Origin of the sequence: Pseudonocardia sp. DSM 110487 (assembly GCF_019468565.1) — a bacterium.
Classification (GTDB): domain Bacteria; phylum Actinomycetota; class Actinomycetes; order Mycobacteriales; family Pseudonocardiaceae; genus Pseudonocardia.
In genome coordinates this window covers 1,246,638-1,268,884 of sequence record NZ_CP080521.1, presented here as the reverse complement: position 1 = coordinate 1,268,884, position 22,247 = coordinate 1,246,638, and the positions used below count along the sequence as shown (strand labels likewise).

Genomic DNA, 22,247 nt, shown 5'->3' with positions numbered 1-22,247 from the left:
GGAAAGGTTGCCACGCGGCCCACCGGCTCCGCCCCGAGGCGCCCGGTCAGGACTTGGCCAAGGCCGCGCCTTCCGCGAGGGAGTGGAGTTTCGCCCACGCGATCCTCGGGTCGACGCCGTCCTCGCTCACGGCGAGTGTGGCCATGCCGCAGTCGGTGGAGGCCAGCACGCGGTCCGGGCCGACGATCCGCGCGTAGTGCTCGATCCGCTGGGCCACCAGCTCGGGGTGCTCCACGTAGTTGGTGGTGCTGCCGATCACGCCGGGCATGAGGACGAGGTCGTCGGGCAGGTCGGCGTCGGCGAACACCGTCCACTCGTGGCCGTGCCGCGGGTTCGCGCCCTCGAAGGACAGCGTGCCGACGCGCGCGGTGAGCAGGACGTCGAGGATGTCGCGCAGCGGGACGTCGCGGTGGTGCGGGCCCTCGTAGTTGCCCCAGCAGACGTGCAGCCGCACGCGCTCGCGGGGGACGTCGCGCAGCGCCGTGTTCAGCGCGGCGATGTTCTCCGCCATCCGCTCGCGGTGGGCGCGCAGGCCGTCCTCGCCGTCGGGGAAGGCGACGCGACCAGCCGCGAGGTCGGGGCAGTCGACCTGCAGCAGGAGGCCTGCGCCGACGATCGCGTCGTATTCCGTCTTCATCGCCCCGGCGAGCGCGTCGAGGTACGCGGTGCGGTCGCCGTAGTGCTCGTCGTCGACGAACATCGCGATCACCCCGGGCGACGCGGCGGTGAGGAACGCCTCGTGCGATCCGGCCGCTGAGCGCAGCACCGCGATGTCGGCCTCGACGGCCGCGGTGTCCGGGTAGCCGACCGCGCCCCGGCAGACGGGGATGACGAAGTCGCGGTTCGCGGCCCGAAGGGCGAGCCGCTCGGCGTACTCCGGGAAGCCGTCGAGGGCCGGATTGGGGCGCGGCCCACGCTCGACGGCCTCCAGCCCGGTGAGCCGCGAGCGCACGTACGTGACGTAGCTGATCTTGCCGAGCTCACCGTCGTTGACGACGTCCAGACCCGTCTCCACCTGTCGCCGCACGCATTCGGCAACGGCCTCGCGCACGGCGGCCGGGTCGAGCTCCGGCCCGCCGCGCTCGCGTTCCGCGATGGCACTGAGCAGGTCGGAGGGGCGTGGCAAGCTCCCGGTGTGCGTCGCCATGACCGGCATGCGGGCCTCCCGCCGCAAACGAGTTTGACCTGGACCCGTGTTCAGGTTGCACGATCGTCATCGTGACCGCAGCCCAGACCCCTCCCGCCGTGCGCGAGGAACTGTTCGGACCGAGCCGGCGTGCGACGACGATCGGCATCGTCCTGCTGGTGAGCCTCGTTGCCTTCGAGGCGATGGGGGTGAACACCGCGATGCCGGCGCTCGTCGCCGACCTGGGCGGTGTCGAGCTCTACGCGTGGCCCTTCGTGTCGTTCATGGCCGCGTCGGTGTTCGCCACGGTGCTCGGCGGCCGGTGGTGCGACCGGGCGGGCCCGCGGGTGCCGCTGGTTGTGTCGCCACTGATGTTCGGCGTGGGTCTGCTGGTGGCCGGGACGGCCACGACCATGACCCAGCTCCTCGTGGGCCGGGTGCTGCAGGGCGCGGGCGCGGGGATGGTCAGCGTGGCGATCTTCGTGCTGATCGCCGCGGTGTACCCGGGGCGAGCCCGGCCCGCCGTCTTCGGCCTGATCTCCTCGGCGTGGGTGTTGCCCGCGCTGCTGGGGCCGCCCGTGTCCGGGCTGGTCACCGACGCGCTGTCCTGGCACTGGGTGTTCCTCGGGCTGATCCCGTTCGTGCTGGTCGCCACCTCGCTCGTGGTGCCTGCGGTGCGCACGCTGCCGGCACCGGAGCCACGGGCCGACGCGGGCAGGCGCGGCGTGGTGGTCGCCGCGTTCGCCGCCTCCGGCGGGGTTGCGGCGCTGAGCTGGGCCTCGCAGCACGTGTCGGCTCTCGCCGCCGTCGTGGCCGTTGCGTCCGTCGCCGCGCTCGTCCCCGCGCTCGTGCGGCTGTTCCCGCGCGGTGTGTTCCGGCTGAAGCGCGGCATCCCCACGATCGTCGCCTCGCGCGGGCTGCTCGCCGGCGTGTTCTTCACGATCAACTCGTACCTGCCGCTCATGCTCGAAGCGACACACGGCTGGTCGCTCTCCGCGGCCGGTATCCCGCTGATCGTCGGCGCGCTGGCGTGGTCGGCGGCGTCGGCGTGGCAGGGCAGGCACCCGGACCTGCCGCGCGCGATGCTGCTGCGCGTCGGGTTCTGCGCGGTCACGATCGGCGCAGCGGGCATGCTGCTGGTCGCCCCCGCATGGGGCCTTCCGTGGCTGGCCGTGCCGTTCTGGGGGATCGCGGGGCTCGGGATGGGTCTGGGCTTCTCGTCGGTGTCGTTCCTGCTGCTGCAGCAGTCCGCGACGCACGAGACCGGCTTCCACACCTCGGCCGCGCAGATCGCCGACCAGCTCGGCACCGCCACCCTGATCGGCGCGGGTGGTGCCGTGCTCGCGCTGCTCGGCACGCCGGCCGCTGCGCTGCCGGTGCTGATCGCGGTGCTCGTGGCGCTCGGGCTGATCGGCGCGCTCGGCGCGCCGCGCGCGGCGGGTCAGACCGGGTTGGCGAACACGACCACGTTGTCGGAGTAGTGCCGGGTGCGGCGGTCGAACGCGCCGCCGCACGTGATCAGCACGAGGCGGGGCGGCCCGCCCACGGCGAACACCTCGGGCGGCAGCTCCGCCTTGGCGTACTGGCGGCGGGCGGTCACGCGGTAACCGACGGAGCGGCCGTCGGCCCCGAGCAGGACGATCTCCTCGCCCTCCGCGACGTGCCGCAGGACGGCAAGCGCGCCGAGCCCGCCCGCGAGCGAGTCGACGTGCCCGGCGAGCACCGTCGTCCCGCCCGCCCCGCCCGCGAGCGCGCTGGGCGACCACCAGCCCACCGTGGACGGTGGCTCTGGCAGCACGAGCGCGCCTTCCGGTCCGGTCGTCACGGCGACGACGGGAGCGCGCAGGTCCCGCGTGGGGAGGGTGAGCTCCATGGGTTGCGTGCCCGCCCGGACCGGCGCCGGTGCGGGAGCCTTACCGGCGAGCAGCCGGGCGAGCACGCCGTCGATGGCGGGCGTCGGTGCGAACGGGCTCGGCCCCACGCCCTCGACGACCACCGGGGCGTCGAGGGGCGCCGCGTCCGGGACAGGGCCCGGACCGAGCATCGCGGCGCCGCACACCAGGCACACACCGCCCGCGGCCACGAGAGCGCGGGTGACGCGGGCACCGCGGTCGACGTCGGGCGGGTGGTCCCCTGCCGGGGCGCGATGGCGTCCCAGTTGCTGATGGGTGGCCGGGCCGGCCCGCTCGACGAGACCGAAGGCGGATGCGCCCGGTGTCAGGCGGCCCGGCGCCGCCACCACAGCGCACCGGCGCCGACGAGCAGCAGGGCCCCGAACCCGACAAGACCGATCGCCACCGGCGTCACGTCGCCCGCGGCCTGTCCGCCGCTGCCGGCGTCGACCGCGTTGGGCGTCGCCGCCCCGGCCGGAGCCGAGGCCTGCCGGAGCCCCTCGGCGAGCGAGTCGAGGCGGTTCAGCGCCTCCTGCGCCGCGGCCTTTGCGTCCGCGGAGGCGTTCTCGTCGGCGAGCACGGCGTTCGCCGCGTCCCGGACCTGCTGCTGGAACTGGCCCGCGGCCCGCAGCCACGCCTGGTCGAACTGCTCACCGCTGCGGGCGCGCAGATCGGCGAGGGTGGCCTGTTGCTCCGCGGTCGGCTCGGTGGGGAGCATGCCGCCCCCACTGGCCCTCAGCTGATCGAGGAGTGCCTGCCCGTCGGTGGAGTACTGCGTACCGAGAAGGCGGACGTCCTGGGCGGTGCCCTGCGCCTGACCGAGACCGCCGAGCGCCGCGATCGCCGACGCGGCCGAACCCGCCTCCCCGAGCGCGCCGCCCGCGCCCATTCCGAAAGCGGCGTCCAGACCGCCCGGCGTCCCCGGCTGTCCCGGAGCTGGCAGCTGGGCCTGGTCGGGCGAACCGCAGGCGGTCACGGCGCCGAACACGATGCCGATGACCGCGACCACGGCGACCGCGTTCATGACGACCTGCCTGATGGGACGGGTGCGCACGGCTCCTCCTTCATCGGTGACACCGCGCACATTTGCCGCATCCGGGCCGGGTCGCTGGCGAAACCGGCGAAGTCCGCCCCAAGGTGTGTCCCTCAGGCGGGGGCGGGGGCGAGGTGCACGACCTTCACGGCCGTCATCTCGTCGAGCAGCTCGGGCCCGAACCCGAAGCCGGAGCCGCTGATCCCCCGCGGCTGGGACGCCCCACCCGGCGCGCCGCCGAACACGTCGTTGACCTTCACCGTGCCGACCGGCAGCTCGCGCCACGCCCGCTGGGCGTGCTCCATGTCGGAGGTGAGCACGGCGGCCGCGAGGCCGTAGCGGTCGGCGCTCGCCTCTCGCAGCGCCCCGGCGAAGTCGGGGACGACGCGCACCGGGGCGACCGGGCCGAACGTCTCGTCGCTCATGACCGCCATGTCCGGGACGCACCCGATCAGCACGGTGGGCGGGTAGAAGGCGCCGGGGCCCTCAGGGATCGCGCCGCCGGTCAGGGCTCGGGCACCTGCGCCGAGCGCCTCCTCCACGTGCCCGTGCACGTGCCGGCGGTGTGCCCGGTCGACCAGCGGGCCGATCCGGTCCGTCCAGCGCGCCGTCTCCTCGGTGAACGCCTCGAGGAACGCGTCGGCAACGCATGCGTGGACGTAGATCCGCTCGACGGACACGCAGATCTGCCCCGCGTTCGCGAACGCCCCGAGCGCGGCCTGTCCCGCGGCCCACCGGGGGTCGACATCGGCGTCGACGATCAGCGGATCGTTGCCGCCGTTCTCCAGCAGCGCGCGGGCCCCGGTGCGGGCGCAGGCCTGTCCGATCGCCCGGCCGGTGGCGGAGCTGCCCACGTGCGCGACGACGTCGACGGGCGCCTCGGCGAGCCGAGCACCCACCGCACCGTCGCCGTCGACGATCTCGAGGACGCCCGGCGGCAGGGCTGCCGCCACGAGCTCGGCGAACCGGCGTCCCGTCTGCGGGCTGCGTTCGCTCGGCTTGTGCACGACGGCGTTCCCCGTGACGTGCGCGGCCCCGATCAGGCCCGCCGCGACGGCGATCGGGTCGTTCCACGGCGTCAGCACGGCCACGACGCCGCGCGGCTCGGGAACCATCAGGTCGGTGGCGTCCCAGCTCCCGTGCAGGCTGCGGCCGCGGTGCACCGGCCCGAGCTCCGCGTATTGCACGAGCGTGCCCACGCCCGCGTCCACGCCGCCGCGGGCGTCCTCGGCAGGCTTGCCGGTCTCGTGGGCGTTCAGGGCGGCGAGCTCGTCGGCGGCCGCCCGGACGGCGGCGGCCGCCGCGTGCAGGGCCGCCCCGCGCTCCGCCGCCGGCGCGCGGGCCCAGCCGGGCGCGGCCCGCCGAGCGGCCGCGACGGCCTCGTCACATCGCTCGGGTGAGGCGATCGGGACGCGCCCGACGACCTCGTCGGTACGCGGATCGAGGACGGTCAGCTCACGGTTCTCCATCAGGGTCACCGAGAAGCAGTACCCGCCCCGACTTGGATCACCCGTGTGGGGGCGGGGTCGGGCCCCATCCGGGCGCCGGAGCCGGTTGCGGCCAGTACGGGGACGCGGGCTGCCACTGCGGCTGCCCTCCCGGCCCGAGCGGCGGGAACAGGCCCGTGCCGGGCGGGACCGCCGTCGGGGTGTGCGACGCGCGCCGTGGGACCAGCAGCAGCACCGCCGCCGCGAGCGCGAGGAGCGCGGCCACGAGGATCAGGTACCCGCCGACACCGACCTGGTAGCTGGTGCGGATTCCTGCGTCCTCGTCCCCCGGCTGGGCTGCGTCGGCGACGTTCTGCGCGATCGTGACGAGCTGCAGCCAGATCACCGAGACGACGCCGACCAACAGCCCACCGATGCCGACCCCGAGCGATCGGACGGCGGCCGGTTCCTGCGTCCTGCGGGCCGACAGCACCAGCAGGAGCGCGACGACGAGCGCAAGCACGGCGGCGGCGGTGATCGGGATCCCGTAGAGGATCTTCGGCGTGGGCAACGGCTCGGTGGGAACGGGATCCTCGAACGAACCCCAGCCGGTGGTCGTGGTGGTCGACGCGGGAGACAGCTCCGACTCGAATCGGTAGACGCTGAACGCGGCGAAGCTTCCGGCCAGCGCCAGCGCCGCGGCCATGACGAAGAGCCCCGCGGCGACCACCCGCGCGACCGCGACCGGCGCCGGTGGTGGGCCGTACTGCGGATGTCCGTATCCCGCCGTCATGAGATCACTGTCGCAGGCCCGCGTCCTCGGCATCCAGCCTCGTGCCGGATCAGGAACGGTGCGGCAGCTTCTTCGGGGTCGACGGCGGCGGCACCACCGGGCCCGCGTCGCCGTCGGGTGCCGTGTCGAGGTCGACGATCACCGGGGCGTGGTCGCTCGGACCGCTGCCCTTGCGGGCCTTGCGGTCCACCCACGCGGCCTGCACGCGCGCGGCGGCGTCGGCTCCCGCGAGCACGAGATCGATGCGCATGCCGAGGTCCTGGTGGAACCGCCCGGCCCGGTAGTCCCAGTACGTGAAGACCCGTTCGGTCGGCCACCGGTCGCGCACCACGTCGTGCAGCCCGAGGCCCTTGATCTCGGCCAGCGCCTTGCGCTCGGCAGGCGTGACGTGGGTCGAGTTCACGAAGAGCGCCGGGTCCCACAGGTCGTCGTCGGTGGGGGCGATGTTCATGTCGCCCGCGACCACGGCCGCGGCCGGGTCGGTGATCGACTCCCGCAGCGCGGCGAGCCAGTCCAGCTTGTACGCGTAGTGCGGGTCGTCGGGGGTGCGGCCGTTGGGCACGTAGACGGACGTAACGCGCAACCCGCCACACGTCGCCGTGATCGCCCGCGCCTCGGCGGGCGAGTCGGGGGCCGGGAACCGCGGCTCCCCTGGCAGCCCGTGCACCACGTCGTCGAGCCCGACGCGCGACAGCAGCGCCACCCCGTTCCAGCGGCCCTCGCCGAAATGGGCGACGGCGTAGCCGCGCTCGGCCAGTGGATCGTCGAACGCCTCCGCGAACGCCTCGTCGGACAGCTTGGTCTCCTGCAGGCACACGACATCGGGCGCGCGCTCGTCCAGCCACGGCAGCAGCCGGGGCAGGCGGATGAGGGCCGAGTTCACGTTCCACGTAGCCAGACGCACCCACAGCACGCTACCGTTGCCCAGGGTTTGTACGATGACCGAACAAAGGGGTTTGACGATGCCGCAGCCCACCCGCGAGGACCGCTTCAGCTTCGGGCTCTGGACGGTCGGCTGGCCCGCCCGCGACCCGTTCGGGGACGCGACGCGGCCGGCGATCGACCCCGTCGAGTCAGTGCACCGGCTCGCCGAGCTCGGCGCGTGGGGCGTGAACTTCCACGACGACGACCTCATCCCGTTCGGCACCGACGGCGCCGAGCGCGACCGGATCATCGCCCGGTTCAAGGCGGCCCTTGCCGAGACCGGGACGGTGGTGACGACGATGACCACCAACCTGTTCACCCACCCCGTCTTCAAGGACGGGGCGTTCACCAGCAACGACCGGGGCGTGCGCCGGTTTGCGCTGCGCAAGGTCATCCGCAACCTCGACCTGGCCGCCGAGCTGGGCGCGAAGGTGTACGTCTTCTGGGGTGGCCGGGAGGGCGCCGAGGTCGACTCCGGCAAGGACATCGCCGCAGCCCTCGACCGCTACCGCGAGGGCATCGACCTGCTCGCCGCCTACGTCAAGGAGCAGGGCTACGACATCCGCTTCGCGATCGAGCCGAAGCCGAACGAGCCCCGCGGCGACATCCTGCTGCCCACCCTCGGGCACGCGCTCGCGTTCATCGCCGAGCTGGAGCACGGTGACATCGTCGGCGTCAACCCCGAGGTCGGTCACGAGCAGATGGCCGGGCTCAACTACACCGCGGGCATCGCCCAGGCGCTGTGGGCGGGCAAGCTCTTCCACATCGACCTGAACGGGCAGCGCGGCATCAAGTACGACCAGGACCTCGTGTTCGGTCACGGCGACCTGCTCAGCGCGTTCGCCACCGTCGACCTGCTGGAGAACGGCGCGCCCGGCGGCGGGCCGAAGTACGACGGCCCCCTGCACTTCGACTACAAGCCGCTGCGCACCGAGGACCTCGACGGCGTCTGGGCGTCCGCGGCGGCGAACATGAGCACCTACCTGCTGCTCAAGGAGCGGGCCGCGGCGTTCCGGGCCGACCCGGAGGTTGCCGAGGCGCTCGCGGTGTCCGGCGTGGCCGAGCTGGCGAAGCCGACGCTGAACCCCGGCGAGTCCGTGGCCGACCTCAAGGCCGACCGCTCCGCGTTCGAGGACTACGACGCCGTGAAGGCGGGTGAGCGCGGCTACGGCTACGTCCGGCTCAACCAACTGGCGGTGGAGCACCTGATGGGCGCCCGATGACTCTCGTGGCCGGGGTCGACTCGTCGACCCAGTCGTGCACCGTGGTGATCCGGGACGCGGAGACCGGCGCCCTGGTCCGCTCGGGCAACGCGAAGCACCCCGACGGCACCGAGGTGCACCCCTCCGCCTGGTGGGACGCGCTGCAGGCCGCGATCGGCGAGGCGGGCGGGCTCGACGGCGTCGAGGCGATCGCCGTGGCGGGCCAGCAGCACGGGATGGTCTGCCTCGACGAGGCGGGCGAGGTCGTCCGGCCGGCGCTGCTGTGGAACGACACCCGCTCAGCGGGCGCGGCCGCCGACCTCGTCGCCGAGCTGGGGGCGAAGGAGTGGGCCGAGGCGACCGGTAGCGTCCCGGTCGCGTCGTTCACGGCCACGAAGCTGCGGTGGCTCGCCGAGCACGAGCCCGAGCACGCCGCCGCCACCGCTGCGGTGTGCCTGCCGCACGACTGGCTCACCTGGAAGCTGCTCGGCACGGGTTCGCTGGACGACCTCGTCACCGATCGCTCGGATGCCAGCGGCACGGGCTACTTCTCCGGCGTCACCGGGGAGTACCGGCTCGACCTGCTCGAGCGCGCGTTCGGGCGGTCCGACGTGCGGCTGCCGCGGGTTCTCGGCCCGGCCGATGCGGCAGGCCGCTCCGCGGGTGGGGTGCTCGTCGGGCCGGGGGCGGGCGACAACGCGGGCGCCGCGCTCGGGCTCGGCGCCGCCGTCGGGGACGTGGTGATCTCGATCGGCACGTCCGGGGTGGTGTGCGCGATCAGCCCCACCCCGACCGCGGACGAGACCGGCATCATCGCCGGCTTCGCGTCCGCGTCCGGCGAGCACCTCCCGCTGGTGTGCACCCTCAACGCCGCACGGGTGCTCGACGCGGCGGCGCGCATGCTCGGCGTCGACCACGACGGGCTGTCCCGCCTCGCGCTGTCGGCGCCAGCCGGGTCCGACGGGCTCGTGCTCGTGCCGTACCTGGAGGGCGAGCGCACGCCGAACCGCCCGGACGCCACGGGCGCCATGCACGGGCTCACCCTGTCCAGCTCCACGCCGGCGCACCTCGCCCGCGCGGCCGTGGAAGGTCTGCTGTGCGGGCTCGCCGACGCGCTCGACGCGTTCCTCGCGGCCGACGTTCCGCTGGAACGAGCGTTCCTCGTGGGCGGCGGCGCCCGCTCCGAGGCACTCGCCCGCATCGCGCCCGCGGTGCTCGGGCGGCCCGTGCTGCGGCCCACGCCGGGCGAGTACGTGGCCGACGGCGCGGCCCGGCAGGCGGCATGGGTGCTCGCCGGCGGCGACACCCCTCCCGTGTGGGAGGCCGCCGACACGGAGTCGTTCGAGGCCGACGCCACCCCCGCGGTCCGGGAGCGGTACGCGCAGGTCCGCGAGCTGACGGCCCCGCGCCTGGGTGCGTGAACCCGTGGGAGACCCCGACACGGGCGCACCCAGAGCGCGACTCGCGGGACGTGGCGCAAACTCACGTCCGCGAGTCGCGGTCTCCGTGCACGCGAGTCGCGGTCTGAGGGCGGGCGTGTCGGGGTGAGCGTGCCCGCGGGGCAGCACACGGTCCGGCGGCACAACCTCGCGCTCGTGCTGGGGGAGGTCGCCGGGCCGGAGCCGCTGTCCCGCGCCGGGGTGGCGGCGCGTACCGGGCTCACGCGCGGAACAGTGTCGTCGCTGGTGGAGGAGCTGATCGCGGCCGGCCTCGTCACGGAGCTCGCGGCCGCGCGCGGCGGGCCGGGACGCCCGGCGAGCCCACTGCGGCTGGATCCGCGCGGACCCGGCGGGCTCGGGCTGGAGGTCGGGGTCGACTCGGTGCGCGCGTGCGTCGTCGACCTCACGGGCGCGGTGCGGGTGCAGCGGACGGTGGCGTCGGACCACCGCGACGACGTGCCGGACGCCGCGCTCGCTCGGCTCGCCGCCCTCGCCACCGACGTCGTGGCCGAGGCCGGGCTCCCGATCGCCGGCGCGACCGTGGCCCTGCCCGGCGTCGTCGGTCCGAACGGGGTGCTGGAACGCGCGCCGAACCTCCCCCGCTGGGTCGACGTCGCCGTCGGCGATGCGCTGAGCACGCGGCTCCGTGGCCTGCCGGTCCGCGCAGGCAACGAGGCAGACCTCGCCGCCCTCGCCGAGCGGTGGGCAGGCGGTCCGACCGACGCGATCGTCGTCTCCGGCGGGATCGGCGTGGGCGCCGGGATCCTCCTGGACGGCGGCCTCTTCGCAGGGGCCGGCGGCCGCGCCGGCGAGATCGGCCACGTCGTCGTCGAGCCGGACGGGCTGGAATGCCATTGCGGCGGCCGTGGCTGCCTCGAGACCCTCGCCAGCCTTGAAGCGCTCGCCCGCCCGGACGCCGTTCGCGCGGCCGGCCGGGCGCTCGGCATCGCGCTCACCGGCGCGGTGCACCTGCTCGACGTGCCCGCCGTCGTGCTCGGTGGTGGCTACCCCCGCTGCGGTGCCCCGCTGCTCGGCGCCGTGCGCGCCGAGCTCGCCGCCAGGGTCTTCTCGCGGGCCGGCATCGACGTCCGGTTCTCCACGCTCGGGCAGGACGCGGCTCTGCGTGGAGCCGCCACCGCGATGGTGCAGGCCGTGCTCGCCGATCCGGGAGAGGTGATCACGGCCCGGCCCCTGGCACGACCGCCGGACGTGGCGGAGGGGGGCGCGCCACGTCCGGCGACCGTGCGCGGGGCCGGGCCGTGAGGCCGGTCAGGAAGCCTTGGGCAGCACGCGGATGCCGTCGGCGCGGATCGTGCCGGCATCGGCGGTGCCGGTGAGCACCACGACATCGCCGACGGCGGGCTTCTGCGACAGCGCCGCGGTGTTGACGGTGACGGCGAGCCCGTCGACGGACGTCACGCTGGCGGTGTCACCGCTGACCGCGGTGACCGTGCCGGTGACGCGCGCCTGCGGAACCCAGATCGCCTCCGCGGTGGCGGCATCGCCGGTGCCCTCGACCCCGACCACGACGCGCTCGCCGACCTGCAGGTCGCCGAGGCCGCTGTTGCCGGCCCCGCGCACGCGGGTGTCGCCGTCGGTGCGGATGGTGCGCTGGCCCGCGCTGTCGACGTTCACGACGATCGAACCGTTGGCCACCGACGCGACGGTGCCCGTGATCACCGGCTCGTCGCCGAAGCCGCGCGGGCCGGGGCCGCCGAACCGCTCGTCGCCGGGACCGTCGTCGCCCATGCCCATCGGGCCGTGCCGCTCGTCCGCCCACGGGGGCGCGCCCGACCAGCCCGCCCGGTCGAATCCGGGACCGAAGCGGCCGTGGTCCCTGTCGGGCAGCAGGAGGGCGGCGGTGACGCCGCCGATCACGACCAGCGCCGCGATCGCCGCGGTGATCACGACGCCGCGGCTGCGCAGCCGGGATCGCCAGGAACGGTGGGGCGGCTTCGGTTCCGCGGGCGGAGGGACCTCGGTCGTGGGTGGTTCGGTGGTGCTCATCTGCATGCTCCCCTCGGGATGTTGCTGATTTCCCCACCGACGCTGCCGCCCGTTCCTGAAGGCGACCTGAAGCCCGCCCACACCTTCAGCCGATCTTCAGGCCGGCTGCGGCGGTGGGCCGGGGAGAATGGAGCGGTGACCGCGCGCGTGCTGGTGGTGGAGGACGCCGAGGCGATCCGCACGGCCGTGGTCGCCGGTCTCGGCGAGGCCGGTTTCGGCGCCACCGGGCGCCCGGACGGGCGCAGCCTCGAAGACGACCTTGCGACGTTCCGGCCCGACCTCGTGGTGCTCGACATCATGCTGCCCGGCCGCGACGGCTTCGCCCTGCTCGACGTCGTGCGCCGCCACAGCGACGCGGGCGTGGTGATGCTGACCGCGCGCGACGCCGTCGACGACCGGTTGCGCGGCCTGCACGGCGGCGCCGACGACTACGTGATGAAGCCGTTCGCGCTGGCCGAGCTGATCGCGCGGGTCACGGCGGTGCTGCGCCGGATGGGCCGCACGCCCACCACGGTGGAGGTGGGCGACCTCGTGATCGACGCCGCCGCAGGCACCGTCCTGCGCCATGGCGCGCCGGTGGAGCTCACCGCCACCGAGCTTCGGCTACTGGACTACCTCGCCGCGCAGCGCGGCCGCGTCGTCAGCAAGGGCCAGATCCTCACCCGGGTGTGGGGATACACCGACTACGACCCCAACCTCGTCGAGGTGCACGTCTCGGCGCTGCGCCGCAAGCTCGGCGAACCGCGGCTCGTGCACACCGTGCGCGGGCTCGGCTACGTCCTGCGGGCCGACGGCGAGGAGGCCGCGACATGACGGACATGACACCGCTCCACACGGTGTCCCGGCTTCGCACGGTGTCACTGCGCCGCCGGGTCACGGTGCTCAGCCTCACCGTGCTCGCCGCCGTGCTGCTGGTGGTCGGCGTCCTGACCGACGTCTTCTTCACCGCCCAGATCCGCTCCGAGCTGCGCCAGCAGCTGGACGTACGCGCCGCGCTCGCCGGCCAGCTCGTGACGCAGGGCCTGCCCGCCGGGGAGGTGGCGCGCCGGGTGGAGACGCCCGGCATCAGGGCCTCGGTCGTCGCATCGGACGGCCGCGTGTACGCGGGCGATCCCGACGAGGACCGGCCGTGGCGGCCGTCGCCGCCGTGGCGCGGCGGGCCGCAAGGAGCCGACCACGGCGGCTGGTGGGACGACGACGGCAACTGGGGCGATCCGCAGGTCCTCGAACAGCCGCTCGCCGACGGCTCCCGGCTCACGCTCGTGGCGAGCGGCGGGCCGGTGAGCGGGGCGCAGTCGCTGCTGCGGCGCACGCTGATCGTGCTCAGCCTCGCGGCGCTTGCCGTTGCCGGCATCGTCATGCTCCTCACCACCCGGGTCGCGCTGGCACCGCTCGACACGATGACGGCGCTGGCGCGCTCGATCACCAGCGGTGACCGCGGCAGGCGCCTCGCCCCCACGCGCACCCACACCGAGCTCGGCCGCACCGCAGCGGCATTCGACGCGATGCTCGACGAGCTGGAGGGCGCGGAGGCGGCCGCGCGGGCGTCCGAGGCAAGGACGCGGCGGTTCGTCGCCGACGCCGCGCACGAGCTGCGCACCCCGATCGCCGGCGTGCAGGCCGTCGCGGAGGTGACGCTCGCGCCGGGCATGGATCCCGAGGAACGCGAGCGGCTGCACCTGCTGCTGCTGCGCGAGAGCCGCCGCGCCGGCAGGCTCGTCGACGACATGCTGGTGCTCGCCCGCCTCGACGCGGGCCTCGAGCTGCGCCACGAGCCGGTCGACCTGCTGGAGCTCGCCCGCACCGAGGCCGAGCGGGCGCAGCTCGTCGCGCCCGACCAGCAGGTCGAGGTTCACGGCGAGCCCGTGACCGTGACCGGCGACGCCTCCCGGCTCGCCCAGGTGCTGGCCAATCTGCTCGACAACGCCCGCCGTCACGCGGGCCCCGGCGCGGTGACCGTGACGGTCTCCGGCGGGTACCCGGCGACCGTCCTCGTCACCGACGACGGACCGGGCGTCCCACCCGTCGACCGGGAGCGGATCTTCGACCGGCTCGTCCGGCTGGACGAGGCCCGCGGCGAGGACGGCGGGGCAGGGCTCGGCCTTGCGATCGCGCGGGGCATCGCGCGCGCCCACGGCGGTGACCTGCGCTGCGTCGACCCGCCATCGGGGCGCGGCGCAGCCGTCGAGCTCAGTCTTCGTCGGGCAGCGTGACCTTGCGGATGTAGAGCAGCCGGTCGCCGAGCTCGAGAGCGTCGACGGCGGAGGCGTCCACGCGGTACAGGTCGTCGCCGCGCACGACGCCGAGCACGATGTCGGCGAGATGCCGCGGCGAGCCACCCACCTCGGACTCCTCGACCGGCCGCTCGCTGATCGCGAAACCAGCCTCGGGCGTGAGCAGGTCCTCCACCACCTCGACGATGTTCGGCGTGGTGGTGGCCATGCCGAGCAGGCGGCCGGCCGTCTCCGCGGAGACGATCACCGAGTTGGCCCCCGACTGGCGCAGCAGGTGCACGTTCTCCGACTCGCGCACCGACGCCACGATCCGGACCTCCGGGGCGAGCTCGCGGGCGGTCAGCGTGACGAGCACGGCGGTGTCGTCGCGGTTGGTGGCCACGATGATCGCGGAGGCCTGCTGCAGCCCGGCGATCCGCAACACGCTGGAGCGGGTGGCGTTGCCCGTGACCGTCACGAGGCCGAGCGCGGAGGCGGCGTCCAGCTGGGCGCGGTCGGTGTCGACCACGACGATGTCGGAGGGTTCGGCACCGTCGCCGAGAAGCGTCTCGACGGCGGCACGACCCTTCGTGCCGTAGCCGACGACGACGGTGTGGTTGCGCACGCGGGACCTCCAGCGCTCGATGCGAACAGCCTGCCGGGAGCGCTCCGTGAGCAGCTCCACCGTGGTGCCGACCAGCACGATGAGGAACAGCAGCCGAAGCGGCGTGATGATGACCGTCGTCAGCAACCGCGCCTCGGGGGTGACGGGCACGATGTCGCCGTAGCCGGTGGTGGAGAGCGACACCGTGGCGTAGTAGAACGCGTCGCCAAGCGAGATCGGCGTGTCGCTGTTGTTGTCGACGTACCCGTCGCCGCCGAAGTAGACGACGAGCGCGGCGGCGACCAGCGCGGACAGCGCGACGATCACACGGCGCAGCAGTGCCACCGCCGGGCTCCCGCCCGTCTCGGGCATGCGGATGAGACCGACCAGCGACGGGTCGGCGAACGGCCGGCGATGATTCGTCCGACGCAGATCCGTCACCACGCGCGGAGAGTATCCGTCGAGCCCGCGACCCGCGCGCCGACCTGGCCGAAGATCATCGCTCTTCTTCGACGATCCGCGCCTCGGCCGCGCCGGCCACCAGTTCGTCGAGGCCGAACGCCGCCACCGCGTCGAGCGCCCCGCCGCCACGGACGCCGTGCTCCGCGGCACGCCACGCACCCCACGCGAGCAGGTCGGCCGTGATCGCGTACGGCTCGGGGGACGTGAGCCTGGTGCGGGCGAGCAGGGTGCCGGTGACGTCGAACACTTCGGCGACGAAGTGTGACCGCGCCCCCGCGAGCGCGGCACCGGCCGGGTCGGTCGGGACGCGGCGGGTGAGCACGTCGGCCACGGTCGCCATCCCCCGCGACGGCACGCGGGACAGCAGCGGGGCGACCCGCGCGCCCGCGTGGACGGCCGCGCTGGCCCGGCCGAACCAGCCGAGGTACACGTCCACGGTGCGCAGGCCCGGCGCGATCCGCGGCAGCGCGAACTGCTCGCACGCTCCGATCGTGACGCCGGGGCGCGGCCGCCCCGCCACGTCGAACGTGCGCATCCGCGCCCCGGCAGGCTCGGTGCGCAGGGCGCCGTCGCGCCAGGCGTAGAGCTGCTGGGTGGCGGTCCCGGCCAGCGAGCGCAGGGTGCCCCGGGAGAACGGCTGACCCTTGCCGAGCCCAGTGATGAAGTAGCCGACGTCCACGCGGTCGGCACCCTCCCCCGCGGCGCGCAGGGCGAGCGCCCCGGCCAAGGTGCCGGGCACGTAGTCGTTGCCGAACGCCGGGAGCAGCGCCGCGCCGGACCGCTCGGCCACGGGGCCCCAGCGCTCGTACACCTCACGAATGAACGGGGGCTCGCCGGTGGAGTCCAGGTAGACCGCGCCCACCTCGGCCGCTGCCTGGACCGCCGGCGCCCCGAGCGCGGTGAACGGCCCGACCGTGCTGACCAGCACGTCGCCGCGACCGACGAGCGCTGCCACCGACGCCTTGTCCGTGACCTGTGCCACCGCGGTGTCCAGGCCGCCCATGCGCTGCGCGAGCGCGGCCAGCCGCTCCGGGTCGCGCCCCGCGAGCACCGGCCGCAGTCCCCTGCCCACCATGGCCTCCGCGGTGCGGGCGCCGGTGTATCCCGTGGCCCCGAACAGCACGATCCGTGCGCCCATGGCGGCGACCCTATGCCGTGATCGGGTAGCGTGGCCCGCGTACCGCACCGGTGGCGGCGTCCCTTTCCTCTCCACCCCCCGGGATGCGCCGTGCCTCCGATCGAGATCCGCCCCTTTCGCCGCAGCGACCGCGACCAGCTCACCGACCTGGTCAACGCCCACATCGAGGCTGTGCTGCCCGGGGTGTCCGTCTCCCCCAACGCCGTGCTGAGCCAGCTGGAACGCGAGCCCGACGAGATCGTCGTGGACCCCTGGGTGGTCACGCGGCACACGCTCGTTGCGATCCAGCGCGATCGGCTCGTCGCGGCCGCGCACCTTCGGACGTTCGCCGACGAGGAGCGGGTCGCGCCCGACCACCGCGGCGCGGGCGAGTTCCTCTGGCTGCTCTCCTGGCCGGACAGCGCGGATGCCGCCGACGCGCTCGCGGCCGCCGGGGTCGCCGCGCTGGAGCGGGCGGGTGCCGGGCGGATCCACGGGGACGGCTCGCTCCCGGCGCCCGCCACCTACGGCGTCCCGGACGTGTGGCCGCACGTCGCCCGGGCGCTCGAACGCGCCGGGTTCGCGCCGGGCGAGCGGGTCGAGGCGGTCCTCGTCGCGGACGTCGCCGATCTCCCGCACCCCGGCGACCCGCCCACACCGGGCCTGGAGCTGCGCATCTCACTCGGAGGCCGAGGTACCCGGTTCAGCGCGGTGCTCGACGGGGCCGTGGTGGGCATCCACGAGGTGCAGGCCGACCTCACCGCCGGCGGCACGCGCTCCCGGCTCGCCGGCTGGGCGGACGTCTGGGAGCTGCACGTCGATGCGGCCCACCGGCGCCGCGGCATCGGCACCTGGCTGGTCGGGCACGCCGCGGACCGGCTGCGGCTGGCCCGCGCGGACCGCCTGCTCGCCTACGCCGTGCCCGACGAGGACGACGGCGAGCTGCCGTTCCTGACGGCGATGGGCTTCCGCGAGCTCACCCGCACGAGACGGGGCTGGGTCCGCGAGGCATGAGGCGCCGAACGCGGGACACACGGTGTCCGAACGCGGGACTCACCCCACGCGAACGTGGGACTCACCCGCGGGACGCGAGTCCCGCGTTCCGCCGGGCGAGGCTCGCACTCCGGCGGGGCGAGTCTCGCGTTTCAGCGCGGCGCGTTGCGCGCTCGGGCGCGCGTACGCTCCGCCGCGTGCCTCGGTATGCCGTGCTGCTGCGCGGGATCAACGTCGGTCGCGCGAAGCGCGTCGCCATGGCCGACCTGCGCGCGCTGCTGGAGGACGCGGGCTACTCGACGGTGCGCACGCACCTGAACAGCGGCAACGTGGTGCTGACCGGCGAGGACGCCGACCCCGCCGAGCATGCCGAGCGGATCGAGAACGCCATCCGCGAGCGGCTGGGCATCCAGGTCCGCTGCGCCGTCCTCACCGCTGACGAGCTGCGGGCGGTGGTCGAGGGCCACCCGTTCGCCGCCGTCGCCGACAACGGCTCGCGGATGATGGCGTACGTCTACGTGCGGCCGGTCGACCCCGCGCTGGTGGCCGGACATCCGCCGGTGCCGCAGGACCCGGAGCGCGCCCGCGTGGGCGACCGGGCGGTCTACCAGTGGTGCCCGGACGGCCTGATGGCCGCGCCGGACATCGGCCCGTACATCAAGCAGCACCTGCGCATCGACGTCACGGCGCGGAACTGGAACACGATCACGAAGCTCGGCGAGCTGATCTGATCGTGCCCCGGAGAGCAGGACCTCCGGATCAATCGGCGAGCGGCACCGAGGCCAGCAGGGCGCGCAGGCCCGCGGCGTCGAGCAGGTCGGCGGGGCGCAGGGTGACGTCCTGGCGCACGAAGTGGAACGCGGCCCGCACGCGCCCCGGCTCGCAGCCGGCCAGCGCCGCCCATGCCAGCCGGTAGGCCGCGAGCTGCACCGTGAGCGCCGGGATCCGCTCGTCCTCGGGAAGGGCTCCGGTCTTCCAGTCGACCACGGTCCACCCGCCGTCCGGATCGGCGAACACGGCGTCCATCCGCCCGCGCACGCCCACCCCGGCGATCACCGTCTCGAACGGCACCTCGACCTCGACGGGGCGCCGGTCGGCCCACTCGCTCGCGAGGAACGCCGCCTGCAGCTCCTCGAGGGCGTCGTCGGACGCGGCGCCCTCGTCGGCGGCGCCCGGCAGCTCGTCGAGGTCGAGCAGCTGAGCGGCGCCGAATCGCTGCTCGAGCCATGCGTGGAACGCCGTGCCGCGGCGGGCGTGCGGGTTGGGCGGCAGCGGGAGCGGGCGGCGCAGCCGGGTGGCGAGCGCCGCGGGGTCGGCCGCGAGCTCCACGAGCTGGCTCACCGACAGCTGCGCCGGCAGCGCCACCGCGGGCCGCGCCCTGGCTGCGGCCCGCTCGGCGAGCAGGACGTCGACATCGGCGACCCACCCCTCCGGGTCGTCGACCTCCGGATCCTCGGGGGGTTCGGGCGCCAGCAGCTCCATCTGGCCACCCGGCGCCGCGGCGGCCTCCGCCTGCACCGCACGCCGCTCGGAGAGGTCGCGCAGCGCCGCCCTGACGAGCTCGGCACCGGCACGCACGTGCTCGGATCGCTCGCCGAGCGGATCGACCGGCCACAGCGTGGTCGGCTGGTCCAGCAGCGCCGGGTTCACGTCGTCGGGGCCCGGTTCCTCCGCCCACTGCTCGGCGCCGTGCACGGCCGCGATCTCGACGAGGAAGTCCGAGGGCAGCTTGGGCCGCTCCCCCGCGGGTCCCCAGCGGTGCCCGGACGCGAGCAGGACGTGCTCGGCGCGGGTGAGCGCCACGTAGAACAGCCTGCGTTCCTCGGCGAGCCGCCGCTCGTCGAGGGCCTCGGAGTGGGCCTTGACCGCGTCTTCGAGCTGTTTGCGGTCGGGTGAGTCCGACGGCAGGACGAGGGCGGGCAGGTCGTCGGCGTCACCGCGCAGCGCGACGGGCAGCTCGGCGGCGTTGGTGAGCCATGTGCCGCTGAGCTTGCGGCCGGGGAAGACCTGCGCCACCAGGTGCGGGACGGCCACGACCTCCCATTCGAGGCCCTTCGCGGCGTGCACGGTGAGCACCTGCACCCGGTCGGGCGCCACCTCGACCTCGCCGGGCGTGAGCCCGTCCTCGGCCCGCTCGGCCGTCTCGAGGAAGTCCAGCAGCGCCGGGAGAGTCGCCACCTCTGCGCCCATGGCGAAGTCGGCCACCACGTCGGCGAACGCGTCCAGGTGAGCCCGTCCGACCGGACCGGGACGGGCCGCGGTCTCGGCGTCCAGCAGCAGCACGCGCTCCGCGTCGGCCACCAGATCGGTGAGCGGCGCCGAGGCGCGCGAGCGCAGCCACCCCAGCTCCCTAGCCAGCCGCGTGATGCGCGCGTACCCCTGCGACGAGTAGCGCGCAGGCTCGCCGGGGTCGTCGAGGGCGTCGACGAGGCCTGCCTGCTCGGCCTGCTCACCGGGTAGCGCGCCGTGGGCCAGCTCCGCGGGGGACAGCGGCCCCGAGCGCGGCGGCAGGCCGGGCACGATCTCGCGGGCGCGCTGCCACAGCGCGGCGAGGTCGGCGACACCGAGCCGCCAGCGCGCTCCGGTGAGCAGCCGGACGGCGGCCGGGCCCGCGAGGGGGTCGGCCACCAGACGCAGCGCGCTGACGAGGTCGCGCACCTCCGGGGTGTCGAGCAGGCCGCCGAGCCCGACGACCTCGACCGGCAGGCCCCGTGCCCGCAGCGCGGTGGCGATCGGATCCATGTCGGCGCGGCGGCGCACCAGCACGGCCGACGTCGGCGGCTCGTCGGCCGCGTTCCACCGCTCCGCGATCGCGTCCGCCATCCACGCGATCTCGGTGGCGACGTCCGGCAGCAGCGCGACGCGCACGTCCCCGGCGCGGGTGCCCGGTCCTGCCTTCAGCTCGCCGACACCGACCGCCCCGGGCACGCTGCGCAACGGGGCCGACGCCGCGTTGGCGAGCGCCAGGACCTCAGAGGGGTTGCGGAAGCTCGTGAGCAGCCCGTACTCCGGCGCAGGGCCGCCGTCGGGTGAGGGGAAGTCGGTGCGGAAGCGGGCAAGGTTTCCGGCGCTCGCGCCGCGCCAGCCGTAGATCGACTGGTTCGGGTCGCCCACCGCGGTGACGGTGGGGTCGTCGGGCCGCACCGGTTCCCCTGGCGGCGTGCCGAAGAGCGACCGCAGCAGTACCCGCTGCGCGTGCCCCGTGTCCTGGTACTCGTCGAGCAGCACCGCCCGGTACGTGGCGCGTTCGGTGGCACCGACCTCGGGGTGCTCGGCGGCCACCCGGGCGGCGATCGCCAGCTGGTCACCGAAGTCGACGGCCCGCTCCGCCCGCTTGCGTGCCGCGAACGCCTCGACGAGCGGCAGCAGCGCCTGCCGCTGACGCTGGGCGTCCATCCACCGCTTGTAGGTCTGCGACGGTTCCGCGCGCTGCCGCTTGCCCGGAGGGGCCGCGGCGAGCGCGGCGACCAGCGCGTCAGCGTGGCGGCGCACCGCTTCGGGTTCGACGAGGTGCTCACCCAGCTCGCCTGCCAGCCCGAGCAGCCGCTCCGTGACCGTGGCCGGCACGAGGTCGACGTCCAGGTCGTGGGCCCATGTGGTGACGACGCGGTGCGCGAGCTGCCACGACGCCGTCTGGCCGAGGAGCCGCGCCGCCGGCTCGGCCGGCAGCCGCAGCGCGTGCTCGCCGACGAGGCGCCCGGCGTAGGCGTGGTAGGTCGCGATCGTGGGCTCGCCGGCGAGCACCTCGACGCGGCGGCGGCCGCTCGGGTCCAGATCGTCGAGCAGGCGCGTGCCGGCCAGGCGGCGCAGCCGCGCCCGGACGCGGGCCCCGAGCTGCTGGGCGGCCTTGCGCGTGAACGTCAGGCCGAGCACCTGCTCGGGAAGCACCTGTCCGGTGGCGACGAGCCACACGACGCGCGCGGCCATCGTCTCGGTCTTGCCCGCCCCCGCCCCTGCCACGACGAGCGCGGGCCCCGGCGGCGCGGCGATCACCTCGGCCTGCTCGTCGGTGGGCCGCGGCAGGCCGAGAGCGGTGGCCAGCGCCGCGGGGGTGAGCTCCACGTCGACGTTCCTACCCGATCCGCGTGCGGATCAGCGCCGCGCCTCCCGTGGCGCGGCGAAGATCTTCACCCAGTCGACCCACAGGCTGACCTCGGCGGGCGTGGTGGCGTCCGGGGCCGGGATCCACTCCTCGAAGGGGCCCATGTCGAGCTGGATCGTCATGTGCATCGGCACCTTGGGGATCACGTTCTTGTCGACGGTCTCGAACTGCTTGACGCCGTCGACGTACCAGGTGATCCGGTTGGGCAGCCAGTCCATGGCGAACGTGTGCCACTGGCTGAAATCGCCGCTGACCTTGCTGCCCGCCTGCTTGTTCTGGGGCGAGAAGTGGATCACGAAGTGGGCCTCGTTGCGGTCCTCCCTCGGCACCTCCATCATGTCCAGCTCGCCGTCGTCCTTGTTCTCGGTCTTGGGCCAGAGCAGGACGGCCGCGCCGCGGCCGCGCCCCTTCTCGGTGCGGGCCCGGAACTCCCAACGGCCGTACAGCTGGTCGACCTCGTGCCCCATACCGCCGGACACGTTGCCGCGAGCGGTGATCCGCAGCATGCCGTTCTCGACGGTGATCGCGGAGGGCCTGCGGAACCCGTTGCCGAAGCCGCCGACGCTGTTGTAGCGGTTCCAGACGTTGGGGTCGAGCGACCCGTCGAAGTCGAAGCTCGAGACCGGCCTCCAGCTGACACCCGAGGCGTCGCGGCCGGTGTTGCTCACGCCGGACAGCGGGTTGGGCACCGCAGTAGGTGGGGCTGACGGCGCGGGCAACGCCTGCAAGAGGTCCGGCTCGGCCGTCGAACCGGCCGCCCCCGCGCAGCCCGCGGACAGCAACAGCGCGGCGCAGACCAGCAGCGATCGCAGCCGCCCCGGACTCCGGGACATCTCCGCCTCCTCGACCTGCACACCGGTGGGGAGCTGCTTGGGGAGCGCCGGTGTACGGGGATCACGGTACCGCGTACTCA

The 22,247-nt window shown here is 74.7% G+C and carries 19 protein-coding genes; 8 read left to right on the top strand and 11 right to left on the bottom strand.

Going from position 1 to position 22,247, the window contains the following annotated elements:
- Window positions 1–46: 46 nt before the first annotated feature.
- Window positions 47–1,156: a cobalamin-independent methionine synthase II family protein gene (locus K1T35_RS06020; RefSeq protein ID WP_220259176.1), complete on the bottom strand. Its 1,110-nt coding sequence runs from the start codon at window positions 1,154–1,156 to the stop codon at window positions 47–49.
- Window positions 1,157–1,218: 62 nt separating this feature from the next.
- On the opposite strand from K1T35_RS06020, the gene K1T35_RS06015 reads away from it, so the two are divergent.
- A complete protein-coding gene (locus K1T35_RS06015; protein ID WP_255621622.1) occupies window positions 1,219–2,607 on the top strand; it encodes an MFS transporter in 1,389 nt (462 codons plus the stop codon).
- Here the strand turns inward: K1T35_RS06015 and K1T35_RS06010 are convergent.
- The 5 genes from K1T35_RS06010 to K1T35_RS05990 form a co-directional block, all read right to left on the bottom strand.
- Entirely contained in the window at window positions 2,568–3,365 is a 798-nt protein-coding gene (locus K1T35_RS06010) for a class F sortase (RefSeq protein ID WP_220259175.1), read from the bottom strand. The two genes, K1T35_RS06015 and K1T35_RS06010, sit on opposite strands and share 40 nt — an antisense overlap.
- Window positions 3,344–4,072 carry a DUF4142 domain-containing protein gene (locus tag K1T35_RS06005; protein WP_220259174.1) on the bottom strand — a complete coding sequence of 243 codons (729 nt, stop codon included), beginning with the start codon at window positions 4,070–4,072 and terminating at the stop codon, window positions 3,344–3,346. Before K1T35_RS06005 ends, K1T35_RS06010 begins: the two co-directional genes overlap by 22 nt.
- Before the next feature lie 92 nt (window positions 4,073–4,164).
- Window positions 4,165–5,520, bottom strand: coding sequence for an aldehyde dehydrogenase (locus K1T35_RS06000; protein WP_220262425.1), 1,356 nt, complete (start codon window positions 5,518–5,520; stop codon window positions 4,165–4,167).
- Window positions 5,521–5,557: 37 nt separating this feature from the next.
- Window positions 5,558–6,271, bottom strand: a complete 714-nt coding sequence (locus K1T35_RS05995; RefSeq protein ID WP_220259173.1) for a hypothetical protein — start codon at window positions 6,269–6,271, stop codon at window positions 5,558–5,560.
- Window positions 6,272–6,320: 49 nt separating this feature from the next.
- A complete protein-coding gene (locus K1T35_RS05990; protein ID WP_220259172.1) occupies window positions 6,321–7,175 on the bottom strand; it encodes an exodeoxyribonuclease III in 855 nt (284 codons plus the stop codon).
- 58 nt (window positions 7,176–7,233) lie between these two features.
- On the opposite strand from K1T35_RS05990, the gene xylA reads away from it, so the two are divergent.
- The 3 genes from xylA (at window position 7,234) to K1T35_RS05975 (ending at window position 11,099) form a co-directional block, all read left to right on the top strand.
- The gene (xylA, locus tag K1T35_RS05985) at window positions 7,234–8,418 is read left to right on the top strand and encodes a xylose isomerase (protein WP_220259171.1); all 1,185 of its coding nucleotides are present in this window, start codon (window positions 7,234–7,236) and stop codon (window positions 8,416–8,418) included.
- Entirely contained in the window at window positions 8,415–9,818 is a 1,404-nt protein-coding gene (gene xylB / locus K1T35_RS05980) for a xylulokinase (protein ID WP_220259170.1), read from the top strand. The genes xylA and xylB overlap by 4 nt, the downstream gene beginning before the upstream one ends.
- A gap of 123 nt (window positions 9,819–9,941) precedes the next feature.
- The gene (locus K1T35_RS05975; RefSeq protein ID WP_220259169.1) at window positions 9,942–11,099 is read left to right on the top strand and encodes an ROK family transcriptional regulator; all 1,158 of its coding nucleotides are present in this window, start codon (window positions 9,942–9,944) and stop codon (window positions 11,097–11,099) included.
- A 6-nt stretch (window positions 11,100–11,105) separates the two neighbouring features.
- Here K1T35_RS05975 and K1T35_RS05970 read toward each other — a convergent pair whose 3' ends face one another.
- Window positions 11,106–11,843: a hypothetical protein gene (locus tag K1T35_RS05970; RefSeq protein ID WP_220259168.1), complete on the bottom strand. Its 738-nt coding sequence runs from the start codon at window positions 11,841–11,843 to the stop codon at window positions 11,106–11,108.
- Window positions 11,844–11,978: 135 nt separating this feature from the next.
- Between K1T35_RS05970 and K1T35_RS05965 the strand changes: the two genes are divergently transcribed.
- A complete protein-coding gene (locus tag K1T35_RS05965) occupies window positions 11,979–12,656 on the top strand; it encodes a response regulator transcription factor (protein WP_255621621.1) in 678 nt (225 codons plus the stop codon).
- Window positions 12,653–14,056 carry an ATP-binding protein gene (locus K1T35_RS05960; RefSeq protein ID WP_370645315.1) on the top strand — a complete coding sequence of 468 codons (1,404 nt, stop codon included), beginning with the start codon at window positions 12,653–12,655 and terminating at the stop codon, window positions 14,054–14,056. Before K1T35_RS05965 ends, K1T35_RS05960 begins: the two co-directional genes overlap by 4 nt.
- Here the strand turns inward: K1T35_RS05960 and K1T35_RS05955 are convergent.
- Both K1T35_RS05955 and K1T35_RS05950 read right to left on the bottom strand, forming a co-directional pair.
- Entirely contained in the window at window positions 14,034–15,032 is a 999-nt protein-coding gene (locus tag K1T35_RS05955; RefSeq protein WP_220262423.1) for a TrkA family potassium uptake protein, read from the bottom strand. The genes K1T35_RS05960 and K1T35_RS05955 overlap by 23 nt on opposite strands.
- Before the next feature lie 124 nt (window positions 15,033–15,156).
- Window positions 15,157–16,260 carry a trans-acting enoyl reductase family protein gene (locus K1T35_RS05950; RefSeq protein ID WP_220259166.1) on the bottom strand — a complete coding sequence of 368 codons (1,104 nt, stop codon included), beginning with the start codon at window positions 16,258–16,260 and terminating at the stop codon, window positions 15,157–15,159.
- A 90-nt stretch (window positions 16,261–16,350) separates the two neighbouring features.
- Between K1T35_RS05950 and K1T35_RS05945 the strand changes: the two genes are divergently transcribed.
- A complete protein-coding gene (locus tag K1T35_RS05945) occupies window positions 16,351–17,253 on the top strand; it encodes a GNAT family N-acetyltransferase (protein WP_220259165.1) in 903 nt (300 codons plus the stop codon).
- Between the two features lie 176 nt (window positions 17,254–17,429).
- Entirely contained in the window at window positions 17,430–17,963 is a 534-nt protein-coding gene (locus K1T35_RS05940; protein ID WP_255621620.1) for a DUF1697 domain-containing protein, read from the top strand.
- A 28-nt stretch (window positions 17,964–17,991) separates the two neighbouring features.
- Here K1T35_RS05940 and K1T35_RS05935 read toward each other — a convergent pair whose 3' ends face one another.
- Together K1T35_RS05935 and K1T35_RS05930 are read right to left on the bottom strand one after the other, a co-directional pair.
- Complete coding sequence (locus K1T35_RS05935) at window positions 17,992–21,294, bottom strand: ATP-dependent DNA helicase (protein ID WP_220259163.1); 3,303 nt, start codon at window positions 21,292–21,294, stop codon at window positions 17,992–17,994.
- Window positions 21,295–21,324: 30 nt separating this feature from the next.
- Complete coding sequence (locus tag K1T35_RS05930; RefSeq protein WP_220259162.1) at window positions 21,325–22,167, bottom strand: family 16 glycosylhydrolase; 843 nt, start codon at window positions 22,165–22,167, stop codon at window positions 21,325–21,327.
- Window positions 22,168–22,247 lie beyond the last annotated feature (80 nt).